The sequence below is a fragment of the Lacinutrix gracilariae genome, from assembly GCF_042684485.1.
GTDB classification, from domain to species: Bacteria; Bacteroidota; Bacteroidia; order Flavobacteriales; family Flavobacteriaceae; genus Oceanihabitans; species Oceanihabitans gracilariae.
Genome location: NZ_JBHULM010000007.1, coordinates 91,187 through 105,295 on the forward strand (window position 1 = coordinate 91,187; position 14,109 = coordinate 105,295).

Annotated in this window: 15 protein-coding genes; all 15 read right to left on the reverse strand. The window is 28.6% G+C overall.

Features of this window, described 5'->3' with window-relative positions:
* Window positions 1-8 precede the first annotated feature (8 nt).
* Window positions 9-959, reverse strand: a complete 951-nt coding sequence (locus ACFSSB_RS03335; protein ID WP_379900947.1) for an SDR family oxidoreductase — start codon at window positions 957-959, stop codon at window positions 9-11.
* A gap of 231 nt (window positions 960-1,190) precedes the next feature.
* Window positions 1,191-1,631, reverse strand: a complete 441-nt coding sequence (locus ACFSSB_RS03340; protein ID WP_379900949.1) for a hypothetical protein — start codon at window positions 1,629-1,631, stop codon at window positions 1,191-1,193.
* Window positions 1,632-2,493: 862 nt separating this feature from the next.
* Window positions 2,494-2,928, reverse strand: coding sequence for a hotdog fold thioesterase (locus tag ACFSSB_RS03345; protein ID WP_379900951.1), 435 nt, complete (start codon window positions 2,926-2,928; stop codon window positions 2,494-2,496).
* Window positions 2,929-3,097: 169 nt separating this feature from the next.
* On the reverse strand, window positions 3,098-3,523 hold the full coding sequence (locus ACFSSB_RS03350; RefSeq protein WP_379900953.1) for a hypothetical protein: 426 nt from the start codon (window positions 3,521-3,523) through the stop codon (window positions 3,098-3,100).
* A 131-nt stretch (window positions 3,524-3,654) separates the two neighbouring features.
* Window positions 3,655-4,509 (reverse strand): hypothetical protein, encoded by an 855-nt coding sequence (locus ACFSSB_RS03355; protein WP_379900955.1) that lies wholly within the window; start codon window positions 4,507-4,509, stop codon window positions 3,655-3,657.
* 378 nt (window positions 4,510-4,887) lie between these two features.
* Window positions 4,888-5,574, reverse strand: coding sequence for a hypothetical protein (locus ACFSSB_RS03360; protein WP_379900957.1), 687 nt, complete (start codon window positions 5,572-5,574; stop codon window positions 4,888-4,890).
* 162 nt (window positions 5,575-5,736) lie between these two features.
* Entirely contained in the window at window positions 5,737-5,913 is a 177-nt protein-coding gene (locus ACFSSB_RS03365; RefSeq protein ID WP_379900959.1) for a hypothetical protein, read from the reverse strand.
* Between the two features lie 409 nt (window positions 5,914-6,322).
* On the reverse strand, window positions 6,323-6,532 hold the full coding sequence (locus tag ACFSSB_RS03370) for a hypothetical protein (protein WP_379900961.1): 210 nt from the start codon (window positions 6,530-6,532) through the stop codon (window positions 6,323-6,325).
* An 85-nt stretch (window positions 6,533-6,617) separates the two neighbouring features.
* Window positions 6,618-7,754, reverse strand: coding sequence for a tetratricopeptide repeat protein (locus tag ACFSSB_RS03375; RefSeq protein WP_379900963.1), 1,137 nt, complete (start codon window positions 7,752-7,754; stop codon window positions 6,618-6,620).
* Window positions 7,755-8,322: 568 nt separating this feature from the next.
* Window positions 8,323-9,390, reverse strand: coding sequence for a DUF6090 family protein (locus ACFSSB_RS03380; protein ID WP_379900965.1), 1,068 nt, complete (start codon window positions 9,388-9,390; stop codon window positions 8,323-8,325).
* A gap of 72 nt (window positions 9,391-9,462) precedes the next feature.
* Complete coding sequence (locus ACFSSB_RS03385; RefSeq protein ID WP_379900967.1) at window positions 9,463-10,227, reverse strand: DUF6090 family protein; 765 nt, start codon at window positions 10,225-10,227, stop codon at window positions 9,463-9,465.
* Between the two features lie 178 nt (window positions 10,228-10,405).
* Window positions 10,406-11,173, reverse strand: coding sequence for a DUF6090 family protein (locus tag ACFSSB_RS03390; RefSeq protein ID WP_379900969.1), 768 nt, complete (start codon window positions 11,171-11,173; stop codon window positions 10,406-10,408).
* A gap of 589 nt (window positions 11,174-11,762) precedes the next feature.
* Window positions 11,763-12,527: a DUF6090 family protein gene (locus ACFSSB_RS03395; protein ID WP_379900971.1), complete on the reverse strand. Its 765-nt coding sequence runs from the start codon at window positions 12,525-12,527 to the stop codon at window positions 11,763-11,765.
* Window positions 12,528-12,584: 57 nt separating this feature from the next.
* Complete coding sequence (locus ACFSSB_RS03400) at window positions 12,585-13,076, reverse strand: hypothetical protein (RefSeq protein ID WP_379900973.1); 492 nt, start codon at window positions 13,074-13,076, stop codon at window positions 12,585-12,587.
* A gap of 157 nt (window positions 13,077-13,233) precedes the next feature.
* Window positions 13,234-14,076, reverse strand: coding sequence for a tetratricopeptide repeat protein (locus tag ACFSSB_RS03405; RefSeq protein WP_379900975.1), 843 nt, complete (start codon window positions 14,074-14,076; stop codon window positions 13,234-13,236).
* Between the last annotated feature and the right edge of the window lie 33 nt (window positions 14,077-14,109).

Below are 14,109 nucleotides of genomic sequence, written 5' to 3' on the forward strand. Positions count from 1 at the left end.
ATACAAATTTATATATTCCATTTTACACCTGTCTCTTTTTCTGAAAGTTCCCATAGTCGTTTTGCTACATTTTTATCTTTAGCGTGCGGTTCTATTTTATGTGCTCCAACTGGACCTGTCCAATTGCTTCTTCCTGTTGGTCCATAAAAACCGCTTTGGTCTAAATGTGGTTCTGTTGCACACATTAATTGTGGATAAGCACCTTTTTCAGCTGACTGCGTTAATGGCGATAATTTCATTATATTAAAGATGAATTTCATCATAAAACTACCACTCGTATTTATCAAGTTGGTTCTTGAAGAACCAGGATGACACGCATAGGCTTTAACATCTGTATTTCCTGCTTCTTTCAATCTATCTTGTAATTCGTAAATTGACATTATCTGTGCGAGTTTACTTTGGCTGTAGGCATTATTAGGCGTGTAATCTTTATCCCAATTCAAATCATCAAATTTGATGGTTTTAATTCCCATATCATATCCCAAACTCCCTACCGTTACAATTCGTCCTTTGGATTTCTCAATAAGTGGGAACAATAAAGCTTGCAATGTCCAATTTCCATAATAATTCGTTCCCATTTGACTTTCCCAACCGTCTACAGTTAGCGTTTGTTTAGGTACTTGGGCAATTGCTGCATTGCAAATAAGTGCATCAATTTGAGGAACTGTTTTTATAACTTCTTCTGCTGCTTTTTTTACAGAGGTTTGTTTGGATAAGTCCATTTGAATATTAATTACTTCAATGTTTTTACCCAATTCTTGTTTTAATGTTGCGATGGTGTCTTCTGCTTTTTTTGAGTTTCTATTAAGCATTACTACTTTTGCACCTTTTGATAGCAATATTTTAGCTGCTTCAAATCCTGTTCCGCTTGTAGTTCCAGTGACTACGAATGTCTTGCCATTCAAATTGTCTATTCTGTCAGGTGTCCAACCTTTTTTACCAAATTGATTTATATTCATTTTGTCTATTTTTTTAAGATTAAAATTATAAGACAAAGGTCGGGTGGAAGTAGTATCAATTCCTTACACAGATTTTCAAAAGTTGAATACTTTTTGGTTTGAGTGGTTAACGTGATTGTATATGGAAAGTTGCGTGTTTGTGTGCGAGGATTTTCCGAAGGAAAATCAGATGTAGCAAACGTACAACGACCTTTTGATTTAGATAAAACCAGCAATTTTTTATATACGTTGTTAGCCACTGGTTTTATTCCGTTTTTTAATTATTCCGCTTATTATATTTATCGGATAAATTAACTGCCCGAAAATTGCAATTAAAGCTATTAAATAAATTCCAAAAGTCAGATTATTATTGAAATTATATTCCATTATTGATTCTCGGAAAAGTTGCGCTAAAATCCATATGAGTAAAATTCCGCCAAAAGTCAGCGTAATGTGAATCAAATTCAGCCATTTGGATAGCTTTCTGTTGGCTTTTAGCATCATCCAATATCCAATTCCGATTATTCCGAAAAGAATTGAAATCAGAATAGTTAAATCAATTTGGCTAAAAACGAAATAAGTATCGTGAACATTTATATCCAACATTTCGTTTCTGTCTAATATTCCGAATAGGATTATTATTGGAATCGAAAGCAAAAAAATCAGATGCGGTTTGTTAATCAGGAATTTCATTTTTCGGTTTCAGTTATATTTTCGGATTGAAATTCGTTCATTAAAAATCTAAAAATTTGAATTTATTACTAATTTTCGTTGGTCTGGTTAACTTGTGGCTAACTTATTTATATACGTGTATAATCAACCCTTTATTTCTATTATAGTTTGTATAAAGGTGTTTTATACTAAAGCAGTTATTAATTGAAAGCATCTAAAATATATAAAGGTTTTAGTAAGTCGATGAATTAATAGCGAGACTAATATAGAAAATTTCTCTATTTAATATAAAATGGAAAACTAATAAAATAGAAGTTGGGTTGCTTTTTATTTTAATAGTTTTTAAATACTATGTCTAGTTGAAAATAGGTTGTAGGTTTGTTGTATGTTGTGCAACGTTTGGTTTATGTTTAGGTATGTGGTTTAGCAACTATATTTAGCAAATACTAACCGAATAGAATATTCCACGTTATTTTTCAATTCCGTTTGAGTGAACAATTCCGAAACTTGTTTTATTCCACACACAATTCGATTTTAATTAATAATTCAAATAATAATTGTAACTAATTCAATACTTTTTCGTCTTATAATTACACTTAAATACTTTACAATATGCGCAATTTTCTAAAATCATTCAAACAAAAATTTATTCAATTTTATAAGTGCGAATTAAAAAACTTTAATAGAATACTTGGAATTAATTAAATAATTCCGATGTGATTTTTATATACTCTAATTTTTGGATTCAGATTTCGTTGCGTGTTTCAGTAACTAAATTAGTAAACAAAAACTATCCATATAAAATCCTATAGGAATCCTGGAAAGTAGATAAGAACCAAGCAATAAATTATATACGCTGTTATCTTCTGGCATTTCAATTTTGTTATTTATCTGAATTATCAATTCTTATAAAATTATAAACGCCTTTGCCTTCTGCTATTAATTCATTTTTTTGGAAGGCTTTCATTTTTGTTACAAGTATTCTATTACCTAACCTAACGATTTTTCCTTCTACGATTATGGGTAATGCTTCTGCTCCTTTTAGATAATCTATTCTTAAATCAATTGTAGCTAATTTATCTTTTAAGGATGTAAAGTGAGTTCCACCTGCTATACCTCCTACAGAATCCATTATTGTGGCAATTATTCCGCCATGCCATCTATTTCTTCTTATGTCTCCAACGACTTCATCTCTAAACGGAACACTTACTTTTACAAATCCTTTTTCAAGTACCAATAATTCCAGACCTAAAAATTTATGAATTGGTATCTTTTCTTCAATTGTCTTTTTTATAAATTCTATGTTTTTTTCAATCATTTATTTAGATTTTAAATCTGAGACAGCTTGCAGGTAATGTGTTTGTATAAGAATAGTTGCGTGTATAAGTCACTAATTTAGCAAATAAAAACCGAATAGAAAATCCGCGAGGATTTTCGTAAGTAAGCTCTTACTAGCCATTAATTATACACGTTATTGTGTGCAGTTATTAGTTTATTTTTTTCATTTTTGAGAAGACACTTCCATTCAATTGATAAATTGAAAATTCAGTTTTTTTATCGTTCCAAATTGCTTTGCTGTCTTTTCTTTTTGGAACTCCTAAATAATTATATTCTGTGATTTTTGATTCAAGAGAGATATTGTTTCCATAATCAAATATAAATTCTGTAAGCTCATTATTAGCATTACTTATTAATTCAATAGAGTTCGATCGACCAAAAACATTTTCTTTTAGATATATTCGGTTTTCTTTTGTTTCTATAAGATTATTAAATTTATTTATATCATCTCCGAGTTCAATTTTTCCATATTGGTATAAATTGATATGAGTAAAAATAGGTTTAGAGTTAGTGATTTTAGATGCTCCACAAGATGCTAAAATAAGCATCAGCGATATAAATAATTTTGTTTTCATAAAGTTTGTTTTAATTGCACACAACGGTTTTGTATATGATACGTTGCGTGGTTTAGCACGTAATTTAGCAAATAAAAACCGAATAGAAAATCCGCGAGGATTTTCGTAAGTAGGCTAGTACTAGCAATGGATTATATACGTTGTTGTAGCCAGTATTTTTTCCTTAAGCTACTCAATTTAACTTTGTTTTTACACTTATTATTTTCAAAGTCAGAATAGAATTCGTCTTGAAATAATTTCAGATTGTCCCAATTCGAAAAACTTTGATAATCTTTATTTGAAAAATAATCTTTATTAACTTTTAATTGTCCAATTTTTTCAAATTCCGTTTCCGACTTTTTGAAATGTTGAGCATAATACCAACTAATTTGTTCCTTTGGTTTATACTCTTTGTTTATTTGTTGTTCAAGTCTAAATAATAGTTTTGCGTTTTCGAAATCTTTTTCAGTTGGTTTTTCTGATTGTTTAATGTCAGTTACAACAATTAAATTCAGTCCGAATTCTGTTTCCTTTTCTGATTCTAAAACAAAAACTCCACAATAATCTCCATCATTTAATTTAAAAGCCAAACAATCGCCTTTTTCAAAAATTGCATTTCGTGTTTTTTTTACCTTTCGTTTTCGAGATGTCTTTTTTTCGGTCGATATTTTCTCTAAAAAACTATCTAAAACTTTTTTCCTTTTAGTCAAATCAGATGTTGAAGCGTCAAGTTCTTTCCACAATTCAATATCCTTTCCAGATTCGACAATATCTTTAATTCGATTAAGAACTTTTGGGTCAAGTGATTTACATTCCCATTGAGATTTTGCGATAGTTATCCAAAAGTTATTTTGGTCTTCGTGAGAATCAATCAGTTCCTTATTTTCCTTAATTAACTTTTCGGTAATCGCAGAGACTTCCATTCCTTGATTATATAATTCAAAGAATTCATAGTTAATATCTTCGTAAATATCATTTGAAGAAATTCCTGTTCCCCAAGTTCCCATAGGCGTTTCTTATATTGGCTACAACTTATTTATATACGTGTATAATCAACCCTTTATTTCTATTATCGTTTGTATAAAGGTGTTTTATACTAAAGCAGTTATTAATTGAAAGCATCTAAAATATATAAAGGTTTTAGTAAGTCGATGAATTAATAGCGAGACTAATATAGAAAATTTCTCAATTTTATATAAATTGGAAAACTAATAAAATAGAAGTTGGGTTGCTTTTTATTTTAATAGTTTTTAAATACTATGTCTAGTTGAAATAGGGTGTAGGTTTGCTATGTTCTATTAAGTTACATAAAATGACTAAAGAATACTTTATTGGCTACTTAGCTTGTTTTTTTATTTCACACACACTCTCTGTATATACATTCATTAGTTTGAACACGCATCTGAGAGCTTATAAAAATATTTCATTTTATACTTTTTGTGCGCATTTTTTTCAGTACTTTTTTTAATAAATATGTCACAATCTTTAAAATATTCTGATAGTTGTTTTAGACTAAATTTATTAGAAGTTTGTGTACTATTAAAGCTAAATATTATTTTATTAGAATTTGGTTTGGTTAAATACGTTTTTCCTCCACTCTTTCCAGGTTTGGCATAATAATAAAAGTCAACATTTTTTCCTGAATATTTTAATTTGGCTAAACCACCTTTATCTTCATTTTCATTATAAATGACCTTATAACGATTTATATAAGTTTCAATTTTAAATTCATCAGGATCATCACTTTTTTCAAGAATTTTCTGGTAAGTTTTAGAAGGGTTTTTACTGTTAATCTCTTTAAGTTGATTTACAATTAATTCAGGTGGTGCTTGTGTGATACTATCAATATCAGATATTTTATAGGTAATACAATCTTTATTGTTATTTTCATTACATAATTTTACTTTACCATTAAATTCTATGGTTTGCGAATTATTAATTTTTAGTTTACCTTTTTTAATAGTTCCATCATTAAATACAATGGTATCAATTGTAGGGATTTCGTTTTGTGAAAATGTATTAATACTAAAAATAAATAGAATTAATGCAATAAGGTAACTTTTCAATTTCATAATATTTAATCTGAATTTTCTTGAGTTATGGTTTCTTTGTGGCGTAATTTAGCACCCAATTTAGCAAAAAAGTACCGAATAGGAAATACGTGAGGATTTAGGGAAGTAGGAGAGCGCTAGCAATAATTTTTACACGTTGTTAGCAACAGTTATTTTAAGGTATTAAGAATTATCATTTTCTTCTGTTTTATTTTTTTTATTAAGTGTGGTGCCAATTCCGGCTCCAATAGCAATACCTACACTAAGCCATAATCCTAGATTACGAGTTGCAACACCAACAGCAGTACCAATGGCAACTCCTATAGCAATTCCAAAAGCTAATTTGTTATTTGTTTTCATAAAGGTTTTATTATTTAATTTTTTGGTGTTTAATTCTATCATTAATATAATGTAGATACAGTCACCAATAGTATTAGTGCTGTTAAGGTATTAAATGTTACAAATATTATTGTAGTACCTTTTTATTTATACTTCTAACAAAAATTAGACTAAACCCAATTAAAGTTATGGCATATCCTAAAATGAGTCGAAAGGGTAATGGTATGATATGCCACAAAATAAGATTAGCTATTAATATAATTACTATTCCTGTTTTATTGTTTTGCAAGTAATTAAAGCTTAAAATCAATAAACCAAGATTGAAAATTTTAGAGCTTGGTCCTATAGTCATAAAAGGTTTCCAGATGGATGGAACTTTCGAAATATGATTAGTGAATTCACTACGCATTTCTTGGTTTGGAAAACTCCACTATATAAAGTCTAATACACACATACCAATAATACATGTAATCCCTATTAAAGTTAAAGGAATACCAATTAAACTAAAGATTTTTTTAGGAAAAGAAATCACTTGAGGAATTAGTAATACCACTCCAATTAACAAAAACCAATGTGCAAAATCAATAGGTTCTTGAGCATACACAAAATCATTTCCTTTAGACAAAATAATCTGACCCATTAGAAAAAAAACTAATCCAATTAAAAAAAATGCTTTGTATGTCAATTTCGTTTTAATTTTACGCTTTTTAGTTGTGGTTAATCTTTTAATTTTTTACTGTTAGTTCTGAAAGTACTTTAATAGCGTTCTCATTCTCTGGATTTAGCACTAAAGACTTCTTATAGTATTTAATTGCACGTTCTTTATCTCCCATACGCAATAAGCATTCTCCATAGCTATCATAAGGATTCCAAGATTCTGGATACAAATCTATATTGAGTTTAAAAACTTTTAAGGCATCTTCTTGCTGCTTTACTGTATTTAAATAATAATAACCTAAACGGTTTATATATGGTTCTGATATATCATAATCTGGATTTTCTCTGTCTTGTTCTTTAATTATCGCAATTATTTCATCAGCTGATTTTCGCTTATAGATCAATGTGTTGAATGTTTTGAAATCGCTCCATACTCTTTCAATATCTTTATAGGGATTACCCAATTCTTCATTAATCATTGTAAATAGGCTATTTGCATCTTCTTGTATAGATTTTAACATTCTAAAATCATCTTGTTCACCAATATTTTTTGCAAAATAAGATGCTACTACTATTAAAGCTATTTTTGAATAGTTATCTTCTATTTTTAAATCTTCATAGAGTTGCTCTGGTATTTTATTTTTGCCTTCAAATTGAAGAAGATCGGGATTATATCCTAAGGCTGTTGCTCTGCTTATTTCATTTAAAAAGTTTTCATACCTATCATTACTTGCTTTAAATAGAATGTCTTGATCATTTTTTAATGCAATAAGTTTATTTCTAATATTTGTAGGTATAAGCTTGATGTCGCCTGTTTCTTGTAAGGTTTCAATTGTACTGGCATTGAACTTTTCGTATGCAGTAGTCGTGTATTTAAGTTGTTCAGAACTCATTATAATCGCTTTTGGGCTCTTTTGCGTTGGTAGGTTTTCTACAAATTCTTTATGTAGTGCAAAATTTGATTCTAAATAGTATAAATCAGAATAGATGCGATTGTTGTCTTTAGCTAAGTCTCTTAATATTTGATTATAGTAGTTCTTTAAAGTGGTATTACTCTTCCTATGCTCATTCCAATTATTGATTTGAAGCGCAATAACAATACCTATAACCACAAGTATAATTTCTCCGATAGCATATTTCAGATATTTTCCGAACTTATTTTCTGAGAGTAGTCGTTGTCTTATGTGTCTGAAGAACTTAATCATGTTTTAGGGTTTTAAATCTTCTGTAAGCGGCTATCTCAAACAAATGTTCAGAGGACATTCTATTTTGTTTTACAAAATTTTGTTTCGATAATCTAAAGCATCTTATCATTGGTTAGCTGTTTATAATAGTAATGTACAACGTGTATAATTCAAGCTGTATTTCTAGTATAGCCTTACACTAAACTGTTATTAATTGTAACAATCTAAAAAAAATATCAAGGTTTTAGAAAGTCGATTAATTAATAGCGCAACTAATATAATAAATTACTTATTTTATTTATAAATGAAAACTAAAAAATGAGCTGTTGTGTTTCTTTTTTATTTAAATAATACGCCTAATTAAAAATAGGGTATAGGATTGTTGTATAGTGTGTTACTGTGATATGTTAAGCTAAGTAGAACGCCTTACTTAACTAGGTTTTTATTATTTAGTAGATGGTTCGTTGCGTGTTTGAACGCTAGCATTTTCAGCAGGAAAATTAAACGTAACAAAAATACAACTAACATTAGTTAAGCAGGAAATAGCAATTTTTATTTATGCCATGTTAGCCTATCGTTATTAATTTCTTTAAAGTTTATTTAAGTAAAAAACTATTTCGTTTTTCATAATAATTAAAGATGTAATCTCATTTAAACTATCTCTTACAAACTCTCCTTTAAGATAAATATCAGCCTGACCAAATATCTTATCTACTGTTTCAAAATAGAAATAATCCATATCTTCAAGATCTTCATTCATAACACCTACTAGGTTATTGTCTTGTATCTGAATTTTGTAGTTTAAATCTGGAATTGGGCCATCATAACCTTCAATCTTTACAATTTTAAAAGTACCCACATATTCATTTAGTTGTGCTGTGGTGAGATGCACTAAATTATGTGGTATAAAATCGGGAAGCGGTTCATTACTTTCAATAAGTGCGTTAATTTGTTTGTATGCATTAATTGCGTTTTCTCTAAATACAGTAACATGATATGCCAAATTCACCCAGCTAGCATTTTGATATAGATCTGCATCGTTTTTATAGTAAGGGTCGTTTAGGAAAAAATTAATCATCTCATCTTCTAATTGAGGCTGATCTAATCTGTAATACCAATCTTTACTTTTGGCTAACCCGTCCATCACTCTATCTGTAATAAAGTCCATTCGATTATCGAACTTATCTATTTCGTATTTGTTATAAATATATATATCGTTTAATGGCTCAATAACTGCTTTTAGCTTTTTAGGAACATTATCAACATTTTCTATGAGGTTAGTATATCCATTTGCATGAATTTTCATATGAAAAGCGTTCATAATAGTATATTTTAAAGTATTTTGAGGATCATTTTTATAATCATCATAGGTTAGTTTATCTGTTTGTATTAAGTTGATGATTGAATCTTTTGTTTTATAATAGGCCATTAGTTCGTCCGATTTTTGAATATCTAGTCCTAAATCATGTTGTACTTCTTTTAAAATAGAAACAATTTTATTTTCGGTTTTTCGCTGTTCGTTTTTATTATTTATTTGAAGCGCGATAAGAATACCAATAATAACAAGCACAATTTCGCCTATAGCGTACAGTAAGTATTTACTGAATTTATTTTCTGAGAGTAGTCGTTGTCTTATGTATCTGAAGAATTTTATCATTGGTTATTAGTTGGTTAAAATGAAGCACAACGCTATTATTAGCAATGAATTATACACCTTGTTGTGTTTTCGTTATTTTATTATTTCTGAATCAAGCTCAACTAAAATTTGTTCTATTTGCTCTTTTATTCCACCAAAAAACCTTGATCCATTGGTTGCATTAATTGTTAAATAGTAATCTAAAAGAGTGTTTTCAAATTTAATTAAACCAAAAACTTTTTTATTGCTTGCAGTATCGGAAATCGATTGATGTTCAAAATTAAAACCTTTATTAATTAATACTTTTCGTACACTTCCATTTTCATTTAATTGTTTTTGTAGTTCTTTTTTCATTTCGTGAGTAGAAACTTCTTGTATTTTTAAAAAATCCAATGAACTCTCAAAAGATGCAATTTTTTGCCTTAGTTTTTCATTTTGAATTAAATTTAAGTTTCCAGAACTAATAATATCAGTTACTACTCCTTTTGAAGGAATATAAGTTACTACTCCTTTAAAAACGGAATATATAATATCTGATGTTTCTTTTTCACTTGTGGTGTCACGAAGATTATCATCAAATAAAGCCAGCATATTCTCAACTGCTTTGACTTGATTATGATTTTCGGTGAGACAATTGTTTATTTTTTCTAAGTTTGTTTTAAATTCAGATTGAAGAGACAACAGATAAGCCTGTTCTATTTTCCGTTGTTGTCTGTTGTCATTATAATTATTGATTGAAAGCGCAATCAAAATACCAATAACGACAAGAATTATTTCTCCGATAGCGTATGTTAGATATTTTCCGAACTTATTTTCTAAGAGTAGTCGTTGTCTTATGTATCTGAAGAGCTTAATCATGCTTTAGGGTATTAAATCTTCTGCAAGCTGCTATCTCAACCAAATGACCACAGGACATTCGGTTTTGCTTTTCAAAATTATGTTTCGATAATCTATAGATTTTTATCATGGGTTATTGGTTGGTTATAATAAAGCACAACGTGTTTGTATATGGTTTCGTTATTTTTTGTCAAATCACTTAAAATACTTCTTTTGTTAATTTATCAATTTCAGTAATTACCTTTTTATTAATATTTATTAAGACATTATACTGTGGAAGAATTGTTATGTCACGCACAGATGCCTTTGCTATAATGTTTCTATACAGGATAGAGCTATGTGTTTTATTTAAAAAGGTTATTGTTTCTGTCCTAGTAAGATTAGCTTCTTTTAATTTATTCTCATCCATACTAAGCAGAGCGTATCCTATATTTAAATCGCTTACATATGACATTCTAGCTTCTAAATCGTCTATGGTTTTATTCGTTTCGTTTTCAGTAATTAAAAGAGTTTCTATGGCTGCTTTTTGCTCCAGCAGTAATTTATGTAAATGGCTACCATTAATTAAGCTTAGAGAAGGTGATTTTTCTAAAGCATCAAATCCGCTTGTGTTTGCTTTAAATAAAATTGCGTCAAAACATCGGACAGCCATCATGGTAGTTGCTGGATTAAATTTATTATTAAAGAATGTTAGTTGTTCTTTTTTATAATTAGGTATCCATTTTTCTCTTAGTGTCTTTAACGAATCAAGCAATACTAAATCACTTTTAATATTACCTTTTATGATCAATAGGCTGTGTTGTAAAGCTATATTTTCTTTTTTTTCTTCATTCCAATTATTAATTTGAAGCGCAATCAAAATTCCGATAACGACAAGAATTATTTCTCCGATAGCATATGTTAGATATTTTCCGAACTTATTTTCTAGGAGTAGTCGTTGTCTTATGTGTCTGAAGAACTTAATCATGTTTTAAGGTTTTAAATCTTCTGCAAGCTGTTATATCAACCAAATGTTCACAGGACATTCGATTTTGTTTTTCAAAATTTTGTTTTGATAATCTAAAGAATTTTATCATGGGTTACTGGTTGGTTATAATGAAGCACAACTTATTTATATACGTGTATTATCAACGCTTTATTTTATGTAATGAGTTGTTAAATAATACTTTATGTTAAAGTAGTTATTAATTGAAAGATTTAAAAATAAATTTAAAGTTTTAGAAAGTTGATTAATTAATAGCGTAAACAATATAGGGAATTTCTTGTTTTATTTATAGAGGAAAACTGAAAAAGAGAAGTTGTGTAGTTTTTATTTGAAGAGTTTTAAGCCATAGTCCTAGTTGAAAATAGGGTATAGGTGTGCTATGTTCTATTAAGTTAGATAGAACCAATGGAGAGTACTTTATTGGCTGCTTAGCTTGATTTTAAAGTTTTGTGTATAGTTAGTTTGGTGGTTAAGCAACTCATTGAGCAAAAATGAACCGAATAGAAAATCCTTGAAGATTTTTGCAAGTAGGCTCTCACTAGTAATAGATTATATATGTTGTTAGTAGTAGTTATTTATCTGTTGTTTTTATTTTTAAATCAATCCTATTTATTAAATCCTTTATGTTTTTTTGAAATTCTGACAATACACTTCCTGAAAAATCAATTTGCATAGACATTTGCATTAAACTACTAATCGCTTTTTTATCATTATTAAGACCAACAACGTATTCTTGGTTCTCTAATTCAAAGTCAAGTCCTGTAAGTTTTTTAAGAGACCAATTACTTATTGTTTTTGGAATAATATATTCTTTAAACTGTCTTGTATTATTTTTAGCAACCTCCATTGCGCCAATATTTTTAGAGGTACTTAAATAATACTGAGTTATTAGGTTTCTTAACTTTCTTTCTTTTATAAGTTCTATGTTTCCAGAATTAATCAAATTAGCGTAACCTACACTTTTTGAATGAAATTCTTTAATTTCAAAAATGGTTCCTGTTGTAAAGTATTTTAAAAGTGTATTCCTGTTTTCTTCTGAAGGTTTATTTTGAGAAATAAGGTGTAAAATACTATAAATTTCTTTTTTCTTGGTTTTATGGAATTTTGCAATTCTATTAATTTGAATAGTATCAGCCACTAAATTTTCTCTAATTTCAGATAGTATAATTATTTCTTTTTTAGAGTTTTGGTATGAATTATTTAATTTATTAATAGAAAGCGCAATTAAGATACCAATAACAACAAGTATAATCTCTCCCATTGCGTATATTAAATACTTACGAAATCTACTTTCTTTTACCATTTTGTTACGAAATGCCCTAAAGATTTTTGCCATTAGTTAATTAGTCAATATTTAAAAAAAACTTAAACTATTTAATTTTTATATGCTTTTTTAAAATTTATATTTAAAATATAATCCAGCTTCTAATATAGCACCAGGTGATTCGCTATTGTAAGTTGAAATAAGCCTAAATCCATATTCATAATTATCAGTTTGAGAAATAAATGCTCTTGCACCTAAATCCATACCAAATCCACTTCCATCATCTAAATTTAATTTATCATCGAAGTCCATATAAGAAAAACCCATTATTGAGGCTATTCCAAATTTTGAATCTTCTGAATTAAACCTATAATCCACGTTAAAATAGTATTTATGAATAGTGTAATCATCGTTTATTAAATCACTATCTATAGTACCATTCATAAAACCAACAATTAAATTTATACGGCTTGTTGCTTGGTAACCTAATCCTGCTCCAAAGGCAAGTCCTGCATCGTTTTTAACCATTAAAGATGTTCCATAAGCTTCCGCATTAAATTTTGATTGAGCGATAATAGTCATTGGTAATACTAATAAGATAAGTAAAAGTGTTTTTTTCATTTTTATTATTTTTTTTAGTTAATGTTGTGTTTATATATGGTTTGTTGCGTGTTTAAGTACCTAATTTAGCAAATAAAAACCGAATAGAAAATCTGTAAGGATTTTTGCAAATAGGCTAGAATAAGCAATTACTTATAGCCATTGTTGGCACCATTTTTTATTCACATAATTTTTTAAGTTTATCAAAATCTTCATCGGCTTCAAAATGCTCATTTTTTTCAAGGTCTAACTTAAGTGCTTTCTTAAAATCTTTACAAGCAACTTTTTCCTCGCCAAGTTCTAAATAAATGCCCGCTCGATTGAAAAGTCCAATATCATAGTTCTTTTTCAACTTCAAAGCTTTATTAATTTTTGATAATGCTTCTTTTGGTTTCTCAATTTTTCTATAAAGACTTGCCCAATTGTTATAAAGAATATGAAGGTTTGGCTGATTTGGAAATTCAGTCACTATTTTTTGATAATCCACTAATGCCTCATCAAACAATTCTAATTTCTTTTTTATGTTTATCAGATTAGCTAATGATTTGAAATCTTTTGGTGTTCTTTCTAATTGTGATTCTAAATCTGTTTTCGCATTCTCATACTTTTCTAACCTTATATTTGCGTAGGCTCTATCAAAGTAAATATCAGAGAAAGAAGGCTTTTCTTCAATTATTTTCGAATAGTCAGATATTGCCATTTCAAAATTTGCATTATCCATATAGGTGTTCGCTCTTGCATAAAGGACACTTAAATTGTCAGGGTTTAATTCTAAAGATTTGGAATAGTCAGATATAGCTAATTCATATTGTTTTCTCATTCGGTATACGTTTCCTCGATTCGAATATGGTCCTGGCGAATCGGGATAAAGTTTTATTGCCTTTTCAAAAATTGAGAATGCTTTATCTATTTTTCCTTTTTTCGCAAGTTCAATTCCTTTAGAGTTCAGTTCTAGCGCAGTTTGAGCAATTAAATTTTGAGTCGTTATTAATAGGATTCCTATTGCTAAAATTTTATTCATTTCGTTTTTTTTAAATTGGTGGCAACGTGTTTG

Excerpts from the sequence above, each read along its gene's own strand:
- ACFSSB_RS03335 (WP_379900947.1), bottom strand. The coding sequence starts at position 959 with ATGAATATAAATCAATTTGGTAAAAAAGGTTGGACACCTGACAGAATA.
- ACFSSB_RS03340 (WP_379900949.1), bottom strand. The coding sequence starts at position 1,631 with ATGAAATTCCTGATTAACAAACCGCATCTGATTTTTTTGCTTTCGATT.
- ACFSSB_RS03345 (WP_379900951.1), bottom strand. The coding sequence starts at position 2,928 with ATGATTGAAAAAAACATAGAATTTATAAAAAAGACAATTGAAGAAAAG.
- ACFSSB_RS03350 (WP_379900953.1), bottom strand. The coding sequence starts at position 3,523 with ATGAAAACAAAATTATTTATATCGCTGATGCTTATTTTAGCATCTTGT.
- ACFSSB_RS03355 (WP_379900955.1), bottom strand. The coding sequence starts at position 4,509 with ATGGGAACTTGGGGAACAGGAATTTCTTCAAATGATATTTACGAAGAT.
- ACFSSB_RS03360 (WP_379900957.1), bottom strand. The coding sequence starts at position 5,574 with ATGAAATTGAAAAGTTACCTTATTGCATTAATTCTATTTATTTTTAGT.
- ACFSSB_RS03365 (WP_379900959.1), bottom strand. The coding sequence starts at position 5,913 with ATGAAAACAAATAACAAATTAGCTTTTGGAATTGCTATAGGAGTTGCC.
- ACFSSB_RS03370 (WP_379900961.1), bottom strand. The coding sequence starts at position 6,532 with ATGGGTCAGATTATTTTGTCTAAAGGAAATGATTTTGTGTATGCTCAA.
- ACFSSB_RS03375 (WP_379900963.1), bottom strand. The coding sequence starts at position 7,754 with ATGATTAAGTTCTTCAGACACATAAGACAACGACTACTCTCAGAAAAT.
- ACFSSB_RS03380 (WP_379900965.1), bottom strand. The coding sequence starts at position 9,390 with ATGATAAAATTCTTCAGATACATAAGACAACGACTACTCTCAGAAAAT.
- ACFSSB_RS03385 (WP_379900967.1), bottom strand. The coding sequence starts at position 10,227 with ATGATTAAGCTCTTCAGATACATAAGACAACGACTACTCTTAGAAAAT.
- ACFSSB_RS03390 (WP_379900969.1), bottom strand. The coding sequence starts at position 11,173 with ATGATTAAGTTCTTCAGACACATAAGACAACGACTACTCCTAGAAAAT.
- ACFSSB_RS03395 (WP_379900971.1), bottom strand. The coding sequence starts at position 12,527 with ATGGCAAAAATCTTTAGGGCATTTCGTAACAAAATGGTAAAAGAAAGT.
- ACFSSB_RS03400 (WP_379900973.1), bottom strand. The coding sequence starts at position 13,076 with ATGAAAAAAACACTTTTACTTATCTTATTAGTATTACCAATGACTATT.
- ACFSSB_RS03405 (WP_379900975.1), bottom strand. The coding sequence starts at position 14,076 with ATGAATAAAATTTTAGCAATAGGAATCCTATTAATAACGACTCAAAAT.